Genomic DNA, 14,575 nt, shown 5'->3' on the forward strand with positions numbered 1-14,575 from the left:
GCCTTTCGAAGGGAGGTCAGCCGAGGAGGGAGCGGCCGATGATCTCTTTCATGATCTCGGTCGTGCCGCCGTAGATGGTCTGGATGCGGCCGTCGGTGAAGGCCCGCGCCACCGGGTATTCGGTCATGTAGCCGTAGCCGCCGTGCAGCTGGAGGCAGCGGTCGGCCACCCGCTTCTGCAGTTCGGTGGCCCACCACTTGGCCATCGAGGCGTGGACGTGGTCCAGTTCCCCGTTGGCGTGGTCGGTGATGCAGCGGTCGAGGAAGGTGCGGGTGACGGCGCACTCGGTGGCCATCTCGGCGATCTCGAAGCGGATGTGCTGGAGCTTGGAGAGCGGCCGGCCGAAGGCCTCGCGTTCCTTGACGTACGTGGTGGTGATCTCCAGCAGGTGTTCGGCGGCGGCGATGGCGGCCATCGCGATGCCCATCCGCTCCTGCGCGAGGTTGGTCATCAGGTGGAGGAAGGCGCCGTTCAGCTCGCCGAGGAGGTTCTCCTTGGGGACGCGTACGTCGTTGAAGAAGAGCTCGGCGGTGTCCTGGGACTTCTGGCCGATCTTGTCGAGGTTGCGGCCGCGTTCGAAGCCCTCGGCGCCGCGCTCGACGACGAGCAGGGACAGTCCGTGCGCCCCGCCCTCGGGGGTGGTCTTCGCGACGACGATCACCAGGTCGGCGAGGATGCCGTTGGAGATGAAGGTCTTGGAGCCGTTGAGCAGCCAGTGGTCGCCGCGGTCCTCGGCGCTGGTGCGGATCCCCTGGAGGTCGGAGCCGGCGCCCGGTTCGGTCATGGCGATCGCGGTGATGGTCTCGCCGGAGCAGAAGCCGGGGAGCCAGCGGTGCTTCTGCTCCTCGGTGCCCAGCGAGGTGAGGTAGGGGCCGATGATGTCGTTGTGGAGGCCGATCGCGAGCCCGGGGGCTCCGGCGCGGGTGAACTCCTCGGCGAGCACGGCCGCGTAGCGGAAGTCCGGGTTGCCGCCGCCCCCGTACTCCTCGGGGACGGCCAGGCCCAGCAGGCCCTGCCGGCCGGCGGCGCGCCAGGCGTCCCGGCTGACGATGCCGTCCTTCTCCCACTGCTCGTAGTGCGGCAGCACCTCCTTGTGCAGGAAGGTGCGCACGGTCTCGCGGAACGCCTCGTGGTCGGCGTCGTAGATGCGGCGTTGCATCGGGGCCCCCTACAGCCAGCTCTTGACGGTTTCGATCAGCCGGGCCGGCTCGGGGCCGACCGGCGTGACGTTGAGCATGGTGACGCCGGCCTCCCGGAAGGCTTCGACGCGCTCGCGCACGTACCCCTCGGGGCCGCACAGGGTCATCAGTTCGCAGAACTCGTCCGGGACGGCGGCCGCCGCGTCGCGCTTGCGGCCGGCGAGGTACAGCTCCTGGATGCGGCGGGCCTGCTCCTCGTAGCCGTAGGCGACGGCGAGGTCGTTGTAGAAGTTCTTGCCTACGGCGCCCATGCCGCCCACGTACAGGGCGATCTGGGGCCGGGCGAGGTCGCGGGCGGCGGCCGCGTCCTCGCCGATGGCCAGCAGGCCGCCCGCGACGGTCTGGAGCGGGCCCAGCTCCGGGGCGCGCTTGGCGGCGCCTTCGGCGAGGGCGCTCCCCCACACCGCGTGGGCCTTCTCGGGGATGAAGAGGGTGGGCAGCCAGCCGTCGGCGATCTCGGCGGTCAGCGCCACGTTCGCCGGGCCGAGGGAGGCGACGTACACGGGGATCCGGTCCCGGACCGGGCGGGTGAGGATCTTCAGGGGCTTGCCGTGCCGTCCGCCCTTGGCGGCGGGCAGCGGCATGTCGGTGATGCCGTGGTGGTCGATGGTCTCGCGGCGCCAGATGCGACGGCACAGGTCGACGGTCTCGCGGGTACGGCCGAGCGGCTTGTCGTACGGCTTCCCGTGCCAGCCCTCGATCACCTGCGGGCCGGAGGCTCCGAGGCCGAGCAGGGCGCGGCCGCCGGAGACGGCGTCCAGTCCGGCGGCGGTCTGGGCGATGAGGGCGGGGGTGCGGGAGTAGACGTTGACGATGGCCGAGCCGATCTTCATCCGCTCGGTGCGCGCCGCCAGGTAGCCCATGATGGTCGGGGAGTCGAAGCCCCAGGCCTCGGCGACCCATACGGCGTCGAGGCCGGCCGACTCCAGCGCGGCCGCCTCGTCGGCGGCGCGGCGCGGGTCGCCGGCGTAGTCGAGCAGCATGGACAGTTCCATCAGGCCTCTTTCGGGAGGAGTGCCGGTACGCCCCAGTCGGCGGCCACGGACCCGGTGTCCGCGCCGGGCAGGGCGGGGCCGGAGGTGACGCGGGCGGGGGTGGCGGAGAAGCGCGGGGCGGGGGCGGGCTGGACGGTCCCGCCGAACTCGGTGAAGGTGGCGCGGGCGGCGAGGTGGGGGTGGTGCGGGGCCTCCCGCAGCGAGAGGACCGGGGCCACGCAGGCGTCGGTGCCCTCGAAGACGGCCGTCCACTCCTCGCGGGTACGGGACTTGAAGCGGGCTGCGACGGCCTCGCGCAGCTCGTCCCAGCGGGCGAGGTCCTTGCGGGCGGGGGCCCGGTCCTTGATGCCGAGGAGTTCCGTGAAGGTGTCGTAGAACTGCTGCTCCAGCGCGCCGACGGCCATGTACTGGCCGTCGGAGGTCTCGTAGGTGCCGTAGAAGGGGCAGCCGCCGTCCAGGAGGTTGGCGCCGCGCCGGTCCTGCCAGCCGCCGGCCGCGACCATGCCGTGGATCATGGCGGTGAGGTGGGCGGTGCCGTCGACGATCGCGGCGTCCACGACCTGCCCGGCGCCCTGGGGGCCGCGGGCGTGGTGGAGGGCTGCGAGGATGCCGATGACGAGGTAGAGGGAGCCGCCCGCGTAGTCGCCGACCAGGTTGGCGGGGACGGCCGGGGGCTCTCCGGGGTTGCCGATCATGCCGAGGGCGCCGGTGACGGCGATGTACGCGATGTCGTGCCCGGCGGTGTGGGCGAGCGGGCCCTCCTGGCCCCAGCCGGTCATCCGGCCGTAGACCAGCTTCGGGTTGCGGGCGAGGCAGTCGTCCGGGCCGACGCCGAGCCGTTCGGCGACCCCGGGCCGGTAGCCCTCGATCAGCACGTCGGCGCGCTCGGCCAGGTCCAGCACGAGGGCGGGACCCCCGGCGGACTTCAGGTCGACCAGGACGGAGCGCTTGTTGCGGTTGGTGACGTCGTACGCCGGGTCGATCGCGAGCCCTCCGCCGCCCGGCCGGTCCACGCGGACGACGTCCGCGCCGAGGTCGGCGAGGACCATGGCGGCGAACGGGCCGGGGCCGATGCCCGCCAGTTCGACGACGCGTACTCCCGCGAGCGGGCCTGCTGTCACTGCCATCGTGCCCCCGGCATCCTGGTGTACGGGTGGGTGGGTGTGCAGGTGTGACACAACCGATGTAACACCAGTGATGCTAGGAACGCGCCCCACTCAGCACAAGAGCAAGCGCTTAGCAGGTTTCCGCTTTGGCTCGTTCCGGTCCGGGGCGCGGACGACGGCCGGGGACCGAGGACCCCGTCAGGCACCGCCCCCGGCGCGGGCGTCGAGGAGCGCCGCGTGCCGTTTGAGCGCGACGGTCCGGTAGCTCTCCTCCACCCACTCGCACAGCACCTCCACCGACGGCGCCCCCTTCTCCCCCAGCGGCACGGAGACCCAGCCCGACCTGCCGAGGCCGTAGCCGGTGGGCGCGGCGCCGGGCGCGTTCATCGCGTGCCCGTGCAGGTCCTCGTCCTTGAGCTTGACGGACAGGCCGGGCGGCTCGGGGCCGTCCGCGTTGCCCAGGAAGACGAAGATCTTCTTGTTGACCTTCACCACCCCCTCCTCCGGCCCCCAAGGGTGCTCCTCCACGGCCTCGGGCAGCCCCAGCGCGAACTCGCGCACCGCCTCCCACTTGCGCACCGCAGCCTTCATCGACGCCTCCACTCACCGCAGGCAACACCTGCTCGCACGGACAGTCGACGTCAACGCTAACCTCAGCCACCGACACCAGCTGGGAGGAACGGTCCATGACCGAGCAGGTCCACAACGAGCCCGTCCGCGGCGGCCGTCCGGGGCGGGAGCTCGACCTCGTGCTCTTCGGGGCGACCGGGTTCGTCGGGGCGCTGACCGCCGAGTACCTCGCCGAGCACGCGCCGGCCGGCTGCCGGTGGGCACTGGCCGGCCGCGACCTCGGCAAGCTGGAGCGGCTGCGCGAGCGGCTGGCCGCCCTGAACCCGGAGTGCGCCCGGCTGCCGCTGCTGCGCGCCGACGCGGGGGATCCGCGGGCGCTGCGCGAACTGGCCGCCCGTACCCGGGTGGTGGCCACCACGGTCGGCCCGTACGTCCACCACGGGGCCGAGCTGGTCGCGGCCTGCGCCGAGGAGGGCACCGACTACGCCGACCTCACCGGGGAGCCGGAGTTCGTGGACCGGATGTACGTCGAACACGACGCGCGGGCCCGGGAGACGGGGGCCCGGCTGGTGCACGCGTGCGGGTTCGACTCGATCCCGGCCGACCTCGGCGCGTACTTCACGGTGGGCCTGTTGCCCTCCGGGGTGCCGCTGCGGGTGGACGGGTTCCTGCGCGCCGGCGCGCTCGCCTCCGGCGGCACGGTCGCCTCCGCCCTGACCGCGCTGGGCCGGGGACCGCAGACCCTGGCGGCCGCGCGGACCCGCCGGCTGCACGAACCCCGGCTGCCGGGCCGCCGGGTACGGGGACCCGTGGGCGCTCCGCGCTTCAGCCGGGAGACCGGGACCTGGGCCCTGCCGCTGCCCGTACTGGACCCGCGGATCGTGACCCGGTCGGCGGCCGCGCTGGAGCGGTACGGGCCGGACTTCCGCTACCGCCACTACGCCTCGGTACGGCACCTGCCGGTCGCGCTGGGCCTGTCGGCGGCGGTGGGCGCGACGGCGGTGCTGGCTCAGGTCCCGCCTGCGCGGCGGTGGCTGATGGGGCTGTGGGAGCCGGGCAGCGGCCCGGACGCGGAGCGGCGCGCCCGTAGCTGGTTCACCGTACGGTTCATCGGCGAGGGCGGCGGGCGCCGCGTGTTCACCGAGGTGTCGGGCGGCGACCCGGGCTACGGGGAGACCGCGAAGATGCTGGCGGAGTCAGCGCTGTGCCTGGCCCACGACGCCCTCCCGGACCGCTCCGGCCAGCTGACCACGGCGGTGGCGATGGGTGACGCCCTGCTGGACCGGCTCCAGAAGGCCGGCATCCGCTTCCGCGTGGCGGCGGAGCTGTAGAAGTACGACGGCGGGGCCCCGGGAGGAACGTGCCCGGGGCCCCACCGCCTTCCGTGGCGCTAGCGCCCGGCGGGCTCGCCGTGCCCGGGCCCGTGCTCCTTCCGCCCTTCCTCCCCGTCCCCGTTCCCGTCCCCGTTCCCACCGGCCGGCTTGATCTTCGTGGACGCGAAGCCGGTGTCGTTCTTCCTGTGCGGGTCCGCGTCGTCACCGAAGACCGTGGCGGTGTTCGGCACGGCGGTGGGCTTGGTGACCTCGCCGGCGGTGCCGGTCACCGTGATCTTCACGCGGCCACCCTCGCGCAGCGGGCCGCCGGTGCAGGAGAGCAGGCCGTTGCTGATCTCGCACCCCGCGGTCTCGGTCGCGGGGTCCAGGACCTTCGCGGGGAGGTCGTCGACCAGGGACCAGCCGGAGGAGGCGCCCTTGCGGCCGTTCTTCACGGTGATGTCGTAGGTGATCTCGTCGCCCGCCGTGACCACCTTGGGGCCGCGCTTGTGGACCGACAGGTCGGCGGAGGAGTCGAAGAAGCAGGAGGTGGCGTCGACGTTCGTCAGCGACTGCTCCGGCGTCGCCTGCCGCGACAGCACGGTGAACTTCGGGTTGGATCCGGTCGCGTTCTTCACGTGCACGCGGATGAGCTCTCCGGCGTTGCGGAAGAACCCGAGGTCGCCGTTGCCGTAGACGAAGACGCCGCCGAAGTCCGAACCGCCCGGCAGGACGCCGGGGAAGAAGTCCGCACGCGCGTCCTCGACGTCGATCCGCACGATGGCGCCCGCCTCGGTCGAACCCCAGAGGTACCCGTCGTGGAAGGCGATGTCGAAGATGTCGAGGGCGTCGGGAGCCAGGGCCGGGATCTCGATCGTCCGTACGACCTTGTTGTCCTTCACGTCGATCTGCTGGATCAGACCCGTGTTGTCGGCCAGGACGAAGTAGTTGCCCTCGTCGTCGAACGTGCCCGAGATGTAGAGGGCGGTCGGCAGGCCCTCGACCTCCTCCTCGTACAGGTCGAATCCGCCCTTGCCGTCGAAGCGGACCAGTTTGTTGGCCCCGTCGCCGAACGTGGTCCCGTACAGGAAGCGGTCGTCCGGGTTCACGCCGATGGCGTTGTAGAGGAAGGGCGTCGGCCCGCCCAGCTCCTCGAACCGGACCTTCCCGGCCTCCCGTTCGACGGTGTACAGCTGGTTCGGATCGCCCTTCGAGAGGTAGACCTTCCCGTCGCACGCGACGGGCGTCCCGTCCGGCTGTTTCGGATCGGAGACCGCCGCGGGGGCCGATGGGGCCGCCGCGGCGCCGACCGGAACCGCCAGCGCGCCGGCCGCGAGCCCGGCGACGACCCCGATCGCGCTCAGCGCCGCCAGCGCCCGCCGCTGCCGCTTCCTCCGGCCCGCTCCGTTCGTACCTCTGCTCACGAATCTGCCCCTTCCGCCGCCAAGCGCAGCCGGGCTGCGCACCGTTGGTACTGCACGTACCGGACAAAGACGAGCACAGCGGGCATTGGGCCGTACATGGCGGCTCGGGCTTCACCGGCCGAGTTCGCTCAAATGCACCAGGAGCGCGAACAAGCGGGCGAAGATGAGAATGACCTGATGAACACAGTGGACCAGATGCTCGAACGGGCCGCCGGGGACGAGGGCGTGGTGGACGCCTGGCTCGGAGCTCTGGCGCTGAACGGCGCCTGCCCGCGTCCGTCCTGGCGCGGCTGCTGGAATTCGGCGAACTGCCCGTGTGGAGCCACTGGCTCAAGAGCCGACCGCTCGACCCGGAGATGACGCCCCTCTCGGACCCCGTCGTACGGGCCCTGATGGCGAAGCCGCAGGTGTGGGAGCTGCTCTCCGACCCGGTACGGGAGAGGCTGCGGGCCGACACCGACCCGCGGGTCCGCGAGGCGGTGGCCGCCCTGGACGCCCGTCCGGAGCCGGAGCCGGAGCCGGAGACCTAGCCGGAACCCGTGTTTCCGGTGCGACAGGAGCCCGTGACCCGTGCCGACGCCCTGCGGCCGGCCCGCGATCCGGACCTGGAGGTGCGGCGCGCCCTGGCCTCGCGGCCCGAGCTGCCGGCCGACGTGAAGGCCCTGCTCGCCGCCGACGAGGACCTGTGCGTGCGCGAGAACCTCTGCCTCGCCCACGACGACGCGCCCCACGCGCTGGTCGTCGAGCTCTACGCGATGGGCCTCCAACGGAGCGGGGGGCGGCTGCGCGACCACCCCGACCTCGCCGGGCCCGGCGGTCCGGCCCGGTACGCCGGCCATCCCGACCCCCGGCTGCGGTACGTGGCCATGGACGACCCGGACGCCGGTCCGGAGCTGTTGCTGCGGCTCGCGGACGACCTGGACGACAGCGTCGCGAACAGGGCGGTGGCGGACGCGCGGTTGCCAGCCGACGAGCTGCTCCGGCGCCTCGCGGTGCCCGCCCGCGCGGCCGCCGCGGCGGGGAACCGGGCGCGGCCGCCGGCGGTGATGCACCGCCTGGTCGACCTCGCCCGGGAGCGGCGGGCGGCCGCCGGTCACTGAGCGGCGTGGACGGCCTCGCGGAGGGCGCGCCGGCACAGGGAGTCGGCGTGGCGGGTGGTCTCGGGGATGCGGAAGCGGGGGCTCAGCGCGAGGGCGTGGGCGCAGGCGTTGTCCAGCGAGACGCGGTGGCCGACGGAGACGTACACGGGCTTGATCCCGCGCTGGGTGCGCAGCGCCCGGCCGACGACGGCGCCGTCGGGCGCGAGCAGCGGGGAGGCCTCGCCGCGCGGTGCGCCGGGCTCCTCGCAGGTGAAGGCGAAGGGGTTCTTCGCGACGCCCATGCTGGGCAGCCCGGTGACCACCCCGAGGTGGCAGGCCAGGCCGAAGCCGCGCGGGTGGGCGAGGCCGTAGCCGTCGCAGACGACGAGGTCGGGGGTTACGGGGAGGGCCTCCAGGGCGGCGAGCACCGTCGGGAGCTCGCGGAAGGCGAGCAGGCCGGGCACGTACGGGAAGCTGACCTGCCCGGCGGCAGTGGATTCGGCCACGACCTCCAAGGTGGCGGCGTCGAGGACGACGGCGGCGGCCGCGACGAGGTCGCGTTCGTCGTCGTAGGCCACGTCCACCCCGGCGATCAGCCCCCGGCCGGGTGGGGGGCCGGCCTCGTCGAGCACGACGAGGCCGCGCAGTTCGTCCTGTATCGCGCGGGCCTCGGCCTCGTTGGCGGGGGGCTTCACAGTCGTCATGGGGTGCCAGAGTAGCCTGGCGATCATGTTCGTCATGGAGCTCAGCTACACCGCGCCCATCGAAGCCGTCGAAGAGCAGATGGACGCGCACGTCGCCTGGCTGGACGGGTACTACGCGTCCGGCGTCTTCCTCGCCTCGGGGCGCAAGGTGCCGCGCGAAGGAGGGATGATCCTGGCCCGCGGGGTCTCGCGCGACGAGATCGAGCGGATCGCGGAGGGCGACCCCTTCGTGGTGGCCGGTGTGTGCGCGTACCGCATCACGGAGTTCATCGCCTCCAAGACCTCGGCCGACCTGGCCGCCTTCCGCGAGACCGTGCCGTCGTAGGCGGCGGGGGGGGGCGGCGGCGCTGCGCGGGGCCGTCCCCTACCCGCCCTTCCACCGTTCCCAGGGGCTCCGCTCCTGACCCCGTTCCGGACGCTCCGCGCCCGGTGCGCTCAATCGCCGCGCGGGCTGGAGATTCGCTGCGCGAATTCCAGCGCCGCCGGCACCCTCCAGCCCCGCCGGCGTTTGAGGCGCTGGGGGTCCCCCCAGCGGTAGCTGGGGGAGGGTCTGGGGGCGGAGCCCCCAGGGGGTCCGGGGCGCAGCCCCGGGGAACGGGCGAAGGGCGGGGCGGGGAGCAGCCCGCGCAGCGGCGCCCCCACCCGCACCGGCACCCGCACCCGCCTAGCGCCACTCCAGGCGGGCCACCCGGCCCTTCTCCCCCGCCGCCCAGCAGCCCCCGTCGGCCGCGCAGTCGACGGTGTCGAAGGACCCCGCCTCCAGCTGCCGCCAGGTCCGCCCCGCGTCGGTGGTGACGTCCGTACCGGTCGGCCCGACCGCCAGGGCGGTGCCGCGCCCGTACGGGTACCAGGCCGCGCCCGAGCGGTACGCGGACGGCGGGGTCGCCGCCTGGTTCCAGCTGCGGCCTCCGTCGGCGGAGCGGGCCGCCGCCCGCGGCGAGGCCTGGCCGGTGCGGTAGTCGCCGCCGACCGCGAGGCCCGTCGTACGGTCGCGGAAGGCCAGGGCGAACACCCCGCGCGCCGGGTCCCCGCCGGGGACGGTGGAGTCGGCGACCCGCCAGGTCAGGCCGCGGTCGGCGGAGTGCAGCACCCGCGCGGTCGGGCCGCCGCCGGTGGCGAGCCACACGTCCCGCGGCCCGGAGGCCGTCAGGCACTGCCCGCTCGCCGCGAATCCGGCCTCGCCGGGCAGCGCCGGCGGCATCCCCGCGTCCGGGAGCACCCGCCAGCTGCGGCCGCCGTCGTCGGTGGCCAGGAGGCGGAACCTGCCGTCGACCGGGTCGCTCACGGCCAGCCCGTGCCGGGAGTCGAAGAAGGTCAGGCAGTCGTAGAAGGCGCGCGGATCGGTGTTGCGGAAGGCCTCGGTCCAGGTCGTGCCGCCGTCCTCGGTGCGCAGCACCCGGGAGGCCTCGCCCTCGCCGATGGACAGGGCGACGGCCCGGCGCCCGTCGAAGGCCTCGATGTCGCGCAGTTCCAGCCCTTCGGCCACCGCCGCGGGCGGGGAGACGTCCCGCCAGCTGCGGCCGCCGTCACCGGTGCGCAGCACCCGCCCCTTGGAACCCGCCAGCCAGGCCGTACCCCGGCTGACGGCGGCCAGGCCGCGGAACCGGACGCCGTCGACGCCTTCCTGCCCGGTGTCCTTGACCGCCCAGCCGGCGCCCCGTAAGCCCGGCGCGGGTTCCGCCGTAGAGGCGTCCGCGCCGCCGTCCGGGCCGCCGTCCGCCCACGCGGGCGCCACGGCGGTGGCGACCAGCAGGGCCGCCGCGCACATGCCAACTCCCAGAAGTCTCATGGCGCGGGAAGCTAACGCACCCCAAAGGCTCCGTCCAGGGTGCCTCCATCCGCCCCTCCCACCCCTCCAGGTATCCGCTTACGCCTGTGGAGCGATCGAATACCGGACGTATTGGGATGACCTCGCACGGCGCGCAACCGCCCCGGCGCCCTTTGACCGCATGTCACCACTGCTCACTCTGTGCGATCACACGGACGAGATCGCGCCAATCGGTGACACAGCTCACGTCATCCGCCATGCACGGATTTGCCGATTCCGGCGTCTATCCGGTTGCCGGGCTCCACCCCACAGCCCGACAGCAGATCCGCCGCAAGGGAGCGAGCCTTGATCACTGTCATCGAGCAGGCCGTGCAGGCCCGACTGATCGCCACCGCACCGAAGGTCGAGACCGTCCCCGTCACCCTCTGCTACGACCGCTCGGATCCCTTCGCCGTCCGCATGGCGTTCCCCGCCCTGGCCACGCTCGAAGGCGTGGAGGTCTCCTGGACCTTCGCCCGCGAGCTGCTGATGTCCGGGCTGCGCCACCCGGCGGGCTGCGGCGACGTGCGGGTGCGGCCGTACGACGGGGACCGGACCACGGTCGAGTTCCACGCGCCCGAAGGCGTGGCGATCGTGCTGATGACCACGGCCGAGCTCCAGCGGTTCCTCGAACGCACCTCCGCGCTCGTGCCGCCGGGACTGGAGCACCGCTACCTCGACATGGACCACAGTCTCGACGAGCTGATGCGCGGCTCCTGCTGATTTATTCGTTTGCGGGCGGCTCCGGCCGCCCGTAGCTTCGTGATGGCCCTGTAGTCGCCGAAACGGAGTAGGACATTGCTCTTCTGAGGTTCGAGACACCGACACCGTCCCCCGCCCGCCGCGCCCTCGCGGCCCCGTGGCAGTCGGCCGTCTCACCACGTTGCACGCACCATCCACGCAACCTGGAGGCCTCCATGAGCCATGCCCCTGTTTTCGCCACCTGCTCCGCCCTCTCCTTCGACTGGCCCGACGGCAGCCCCGTCTTCGACGGGTTCGACCTGACCGTCGGGCCCGGCCGGACCGGCCTGGTCGGCCTCAACGGCTGTGGGAAGTCCACCCTGTTGAAGCTCCTCGCCGGCGCACTGACCCCGTCCTCGGGACAGGTCTCGGTCGCCGGGACCATCGGTTACCTCCCGCAGGACGCCACGCTCGACACCGCCCTGCGGGTGGACGAGGCGCTCGGCATCCGCGCCGCCCGCACGGCCCTGCACGCCATCGAGGCCGGTGAGGCCACCGAGGCCAACTTCACCGCCGTCGGCGACGACTGGGACGTGGAGGAACGCGCCCTCGCCGTCCTCGACCAGCTCGGCCTCGCCGGAATCGGCCTGGACCGGACCGTCGGCGAACTGTCCGGCGGCCAGTGCGTACTGCTCCGGCTGGCGGCGCTGCTGCTCGCCCGGCCGGACGTACTGCTCCTCGACGAACCCACCAACAACCTGGACCTGCGGGCCCGGCGGCGCCTGTACGCGGCCGTCGAATCCTGGTCCGGGGTGATGGTCCTGGTCAGCCACGACCGGGAGCTGCTGGAGCGGGTCGACCAGATCGCCGACCTCCGCGAGGGCGAAGTCCGCTGGTACGGCGGCAACTTCACCGACTACGAGCGACTGCTGGCGGCCGAGCAGGAGTCGGCCGAGCGGATGGTCCGGGTCGCGGAGGCCGACGTACAGCGCCAGAAGCGCGAACTGGCCGACGCCCAGGTCAAATTGGCCCGGCGCAAGCGGTACGGCCAGAAGATGTACGAGAACAAGCGCGAGCCGAAGATCGTCATGGGCGCCCGCAAGCGCGCCGCCCAGGAGTCGGCGGGCAAGCACCGGATCATGCACGCCGAGAAACTGGCGGACGCCCGGGAGCGGCTGGACCAGGCCGTCGAGGCGGTGCGCGACGACGCGGAGATCCGCGTCCGGCTGCCCGCCACCGAGGTCCCGCCGGGGCGGCGGGTGCTGACCCTGAGCGATCTGCACCTCGCCCACGGCGGCCTGCGGGTCGCGGGCGAGTGGGAGGTGCGCGGTCCGGAGCGGATCGCCCTGGTCGGCGCGAACGGCTCGGGCAAGACGACCCTGCTGCGGACCGTCGCCGGCTTGCTGGCGCCCGCGTCCGGGGAGGCCGTGACCCATGTCCCGGCCCGGTTCCTGCCGCAGCGGCTCGACGTACTGGACGACGAGCGTTCGGTGGTGGAGAACGTGGCGCGGTTCGCGCCGCACGCCACGAACAACGTGATCCGGGCGCGGCTCGCACACTTCCTGTTCCGGGGCGGCCGGGCGGACCGGCCGGCCGGCACCCTGTCGGGCGGCGAGCGCTTCCGGGCGACGCTGGCGGCGCTGCTGCTGGCCGAGCCGGCCCCTCAGCTGCTGATGCTGGACGAGCCGACGAACAACCTGGACCTGGCCAGCGTGCGGCAGCTCGGCGCGGCCCTGGAGTCCTACCAGGGCGCGCTGCTGGTGGCCAGCCACGACGTGCCGTTCCTGGAGTCGATCGGCATCACGCGCTGGCTGGCGCTCGACGGCGGCGCGCTGCGGCCGGCCTCCGCCGAGGAGGTCCGGGAATCACTGGGGCAGTAGCGCCCAGGACTTGCTCCCGCCCAGCGGGGTGAGGACCGGGGTGAGCCCCCAGTCCCCGCCGCGGGACTCGGCCATCCGGGCCAGCAGCCACATCGCGCGGCTGCGCCGGCCCCGGCACTCCTCGCTCTCCGCGGGCGAGGAGTGCGCGGGGTGCTGGTCGTAGAGGACGATCCGCAGGGCGTCGTACCGCCAGCGGAGCCCGAGGACCATCTCCTTGCCGGGGGTGAAGCGGTCGGCGCACGCCACCAGCTCGGAGGCGGCGAGGGCCGCCGGGTCGCAGAGGCCGGCCAGGCCGTGCCGGCCGAGCAGCGACCGGACCGCCGAGCGGGCGCTGCCCGCGCAGTGCGGGCCGCCCGGGAGCCCCACGGTGTAGCTCAGCTCCCGCGCCAGGTGGGTGCCCGTCATCGTGGTGCTCCAACTCTCGCGCGGGCGGGGTCGCGCTCTCGCGCGGGCGGGGTCGCGCCGTGTGAAACGTGCACTACCGACCGTAGCGCAGGCGGGTGCGCGGTGCCACCACTTGTACGACGAGATGATGCTTTTCCGTGTGATTTCCGGATCCTGGGGTGCGGTCGCCCGCGCGACGGTCCCGGACGTCAAGGCGTGTGGCGCGGACCACCTTCCGGCGTGATTCTCACCCCCGCGGAGCAGCCCCACACCCTCTCAAACTGCATAGATAACCGGATGTAGCCGGACAGAACGACGGCTGGGGCTTGGCGCTCCCTGATGTCGCGCTTAACCTACGACTCCGTAGGCTACGGAACCGTAGGTAATTCGCTTTGTCCTCAGGAGCACCCGTGACGATCACCTCTCCCCACCTCGGCAGCTCGGAGGCGTGGACCGACGCCAAGCTGCTGTACGCGCTGGAAGAGGTGGTCGAGAAGGAGCTCAACCGCCATCTGAAGGTCACCAAGGACTGGATGCCCCACGAGTACGTCCCGTGGAGCGACGGCCGGAACTTCCCCGGCTTCTTCGAGGACGGCGAAGCCTGGGACCCCCAGCAGTCCAAGGTCACCGACATCGGCAAGATCGCCCTGGTCGTGAACCTGCTGACCGAGGACAACCTCCCCAGCTACCACCACGAGATCGCCACCCTTTTCGGCCGCAACGGCGCCTGGGGCACCTGGGTGCACCGCTGGACCGCCGAGGAGGGCCGTCACGGCATCGTGATGCGCGACTACCTGCTCGCCTCGCGCGCCGTGGACCCGGACAAGCTGGAAGCGTTCCGGATGCAGCACATGTCGGAAGGCTTCGAGTCCGACAACAGCCACTCGATGCTGCACTCGGTCGCGTACGTGGCCTTCCAGGAGCTGGCGACCCGCATCTCGCACCGCAACACCGGCCACCAGTCCGGTGACCCGGTCTGCGACCGGATGCTCGCCCGCATCGCGCAGGACGAGAACCTGCACATGATCTTCTACCGGAACCTGCTGGCTGCGGCCTTCGAGATCGCCCCCGACCTGACGATGCAGGCCGTGCGGGACGTCGTCGTCAACTTCCGGATGCCCGGTCACGGCATGCCCGGCTTCGAGCGGATGGCCGCGCAGATGGCGATCGGCGGGGTCTACAACCTGCGGATCCACCACGACGACGTGCTGAGCCCCGTGATCCGCTTCCTCAAGATCATGGACATCCAGGACCTGGGTCCGGAGGGCCGGAAGGCCCAGGAGGAGCTCGGGCTCTTCATGGACGGTCTGGACTCCGAGGCCCGCAAGTTCGACGAGCGCCTCGCGGCGCGCGCCGCGCGCATGGCCGCCCGCAAGGGCTGAGCCGCGCCCCCGGAACCCCCGGCCCCGCCGGGGGTTCCGTCATGTCCGGCG

At 72.9% G+C, this 14,575-nt stretch carries 15 protein-coding genes; 7 read left to right on the forward strand and 8 right to left on the reverse strand.

Translation table 11 applies throughout. The features are described from left to right. Positions 1-16 precede the first annotated feature (16 nt). The 4 genes from OG553_RS04425 to OG553_RS04440 form a co-directional block, all read right to left on the reverse strand. On the reverse strand, positions 17-1,159 hold the full coding sequence (locus tag OG553_RS04425; RefSeq protein ID WP_405977698.1) for an acyl-CoA dehydrogenase family protein: 1,143 nt from the start codon (positions 1,157-1,159) through the stop codon (positions 17-19). A gap of 9 nt (positions 1,160-1,168) precedes the next feature. Beyond that, positions 1,169-2,194 carry an LLM class F420-dependent oxidoreductase gene (locus tag OG553_RS04430; RefSeq protein ID WP_405977699.1) on the reverse strand — a complete coding sequence of 342 codons (1,026 nt, stop codon included), beginning with the start codon at positions 2,192-2,194 and terminating at the stop codon, positions 1,169-1,171. Next, a complete protein-coding gene (locus OG553_RS04435) occupies positions 2,194-3,321 on the reverse strand; it encodes a CaiB/BaiF CoA transferase family protein (protein WP_405977700.1) in 1,128 nt (375 codons plus the stop codon). The genes OG553_RS04430 and OG553_RS04435 overlap by 1 nt, the downstream gene beginning before the upstream one ends. Before the next feature lie 177 nt (positions 3,322-3,498). Beyond that, positions 3,499-3,891: an MmcQ/YjbR family DNA-binding protein gene (locus OG553_RS04440; RefSeq protein WP_405977701.1), complete on the reverse strand. Its 393-nt coding sequence runs from the start codon at positions 3,889-3,891 to the stop codon at positions 3,499-3,501. Positions 3,892-3,986: 95 nt separating this feature from the next. On the opposite strand from OG553_RS04440, the gene OG553_RS04445 reads away from it, so the two are divergent. After that, positions 3,987-5,201: a saccharopine dehydrogenase family protein gene (locus OG553_RS04445; RefSeq protein ID WP_405977702.1), complete on the forward strand. Its 1,215-nt coding sequence runs from the start codon at positions 3,987-3,989 to the stop codon at positions 5,199-5,201. Positions 5,202-5,260: 59 nt separating this feature from the next. Here the strand turns inward: OG553_RS04445 and OG553_RS04450 are convergent, their stop codons facing one another. After that, the gene (locus tag OG553_RS04450) at positions 5,261-6,607 is read right to left on the reverse strand and encodes a DUF6923 family protein (protein WP_405977703.1); all 1,347 of its coding nucleotides are present in this window, start codon (positions 6,605-6,607) and stop codon (positions 5,261-5,263) included. 314 nt (positions 6,608-6,921) lie between these two features. On the opposite strand from OG553_RS04450, the gene OG553_RS04455 reads away from it, so the two are divergent. Further along, on the forward strand, positions 6,922-7,137 hold the full coding sequence (locus OG553_RS04455; RefSeq protein WP_405977704.1) for a hypothetical protein: 216 nt from the start codon (positions 6,922-6,924) through the stop codon (positions 7,135-7,137). Positions 7,138-7,170: 33 nt separating this feature from the next. Beyond that, positions 7,171-7,707 (forward strand): hypothetical protein, encoded by a 537-nt coding sequence (locus OG553_RS04460; protein ID WP_405977705.1) that lies wholly within the window; start codon positions 7,171-7,173, stop codon positions 7,705-7,707. On the opposite strand, the gene OG553_RS04465 is transcribed toward OG553_RS04460, so the two are convergent. Beyond that, positions 7,701-8,390, reverse strand: coding sequence for an endonuclease V (locus tag OG553_RS04465; RefSeq protein WP_405977706.1), 690 nt, complete (start codon positions 8,388-8,390; stop codon positions 7,701-7,703). The genes OG553_RS04460 and OG553_RS04465 overlap by 7 nt on opposite strands. A gap of 25 nt (positions 8,391-8,415) precedes the next feature. On the opposite strand from OG553_RS04465, the gene OG553_RS04470 reads away from it, so the two are divergent. Then, on the forward strand, positions 8,416-8,715 hold the full coding sequence (locus OG553_RS04470) for a YciI family protein (protein ID WP_405977707.1): 300 nt from the start codon (positions 8,416-8,418) through the stop codon (positions 8,713-8,715). 339 nt (positions 8,716-9,054) lie between these two features. Here OG553_RS04470 and OG553_RS04475 read toward each other — a convergent pair whose 3' ends face one another. Next, complete coding sequence (locus OG553_RS04475) at positions 9,055-10,179, reverse strand: WD40/YVTN/BNR-like repeat-containing protein (RefSeq protein ID WP_405977708.1); 1,125 nt, start codon at positions 10,177-10,179, stop codon at positions 9,055-9,057. 324 nt (positions 10,180-10,503) lie between these two features. Here OG553_RS04475 and OG553_RS04480 point away from each other — a divergent pair, with 324 nt between their 5' ends. Continuing rightward, entirely contained in the window at positions 10,504-10,920 is a 417-nt protein-coding gene (locus OG553_RS04480) for an SsgA family sporulation/cell division regulator (protein ID WP_405977709.1), read from the forward strand. Between the two features lie 194 nt (positions 10,921-11,114). After that, the gene (locus OG553_RS04485; RefSeq protein ID WP_405977710.1) at positions 11,115-12,758 is read left to right on the forward strand and encodes an ABC-F family ATP-binding cassette domain-containing protein; all 1,644 of its coding nucleotides are present in this window, start codon (positions 11,115-11,117) and stop codon (positions 12,756-12,758) included. On the opposite strand, the gene OG553_RS04490 is transcribed toward OG553_RS04485, so the two are convergent. Beyond that, a complete protein-coding gene (locus OG553_RS04490) occupies positions 12,744-13,163 on the reverse strand; it encodes an ATP-binding protein (RefSeq protein WP_405977711.1) in 420 nt (139 codons plus the stop codon). The genes OG553_RS04485 and OG553_RS04490 overlap by 15 nt on opposite strands. A 389-nt stretch (positions 13,164-13,552) precedes the next feature. Here OG553_RS04490 and OG553_RS04495 point away from each other — a divergent pair, with 389 nt between their 5' ends. Next, on the forward strand, positions 13,553-14,524 hold the full coding sequence (locus tag OG553_RS04495) for an acyl-ACP desaturase (RefSeq protein WP_405977712.1): 972 nt from the start codon (positions 13,553-13,555) through the stop codon (positions 14,522-14,524). Positions 14,525-14,575: the final 51 nt, after the last annotated feature.

Origin of the sequence: Streptomyces sp. NBC_00158, assembly GCF_045160885.1 — a bacterium.
Lineage (GTDB): Bacteria > Actinomycetota > Actinomycetes > Streptomycetales > Streptomycetaceae > Streptomyces.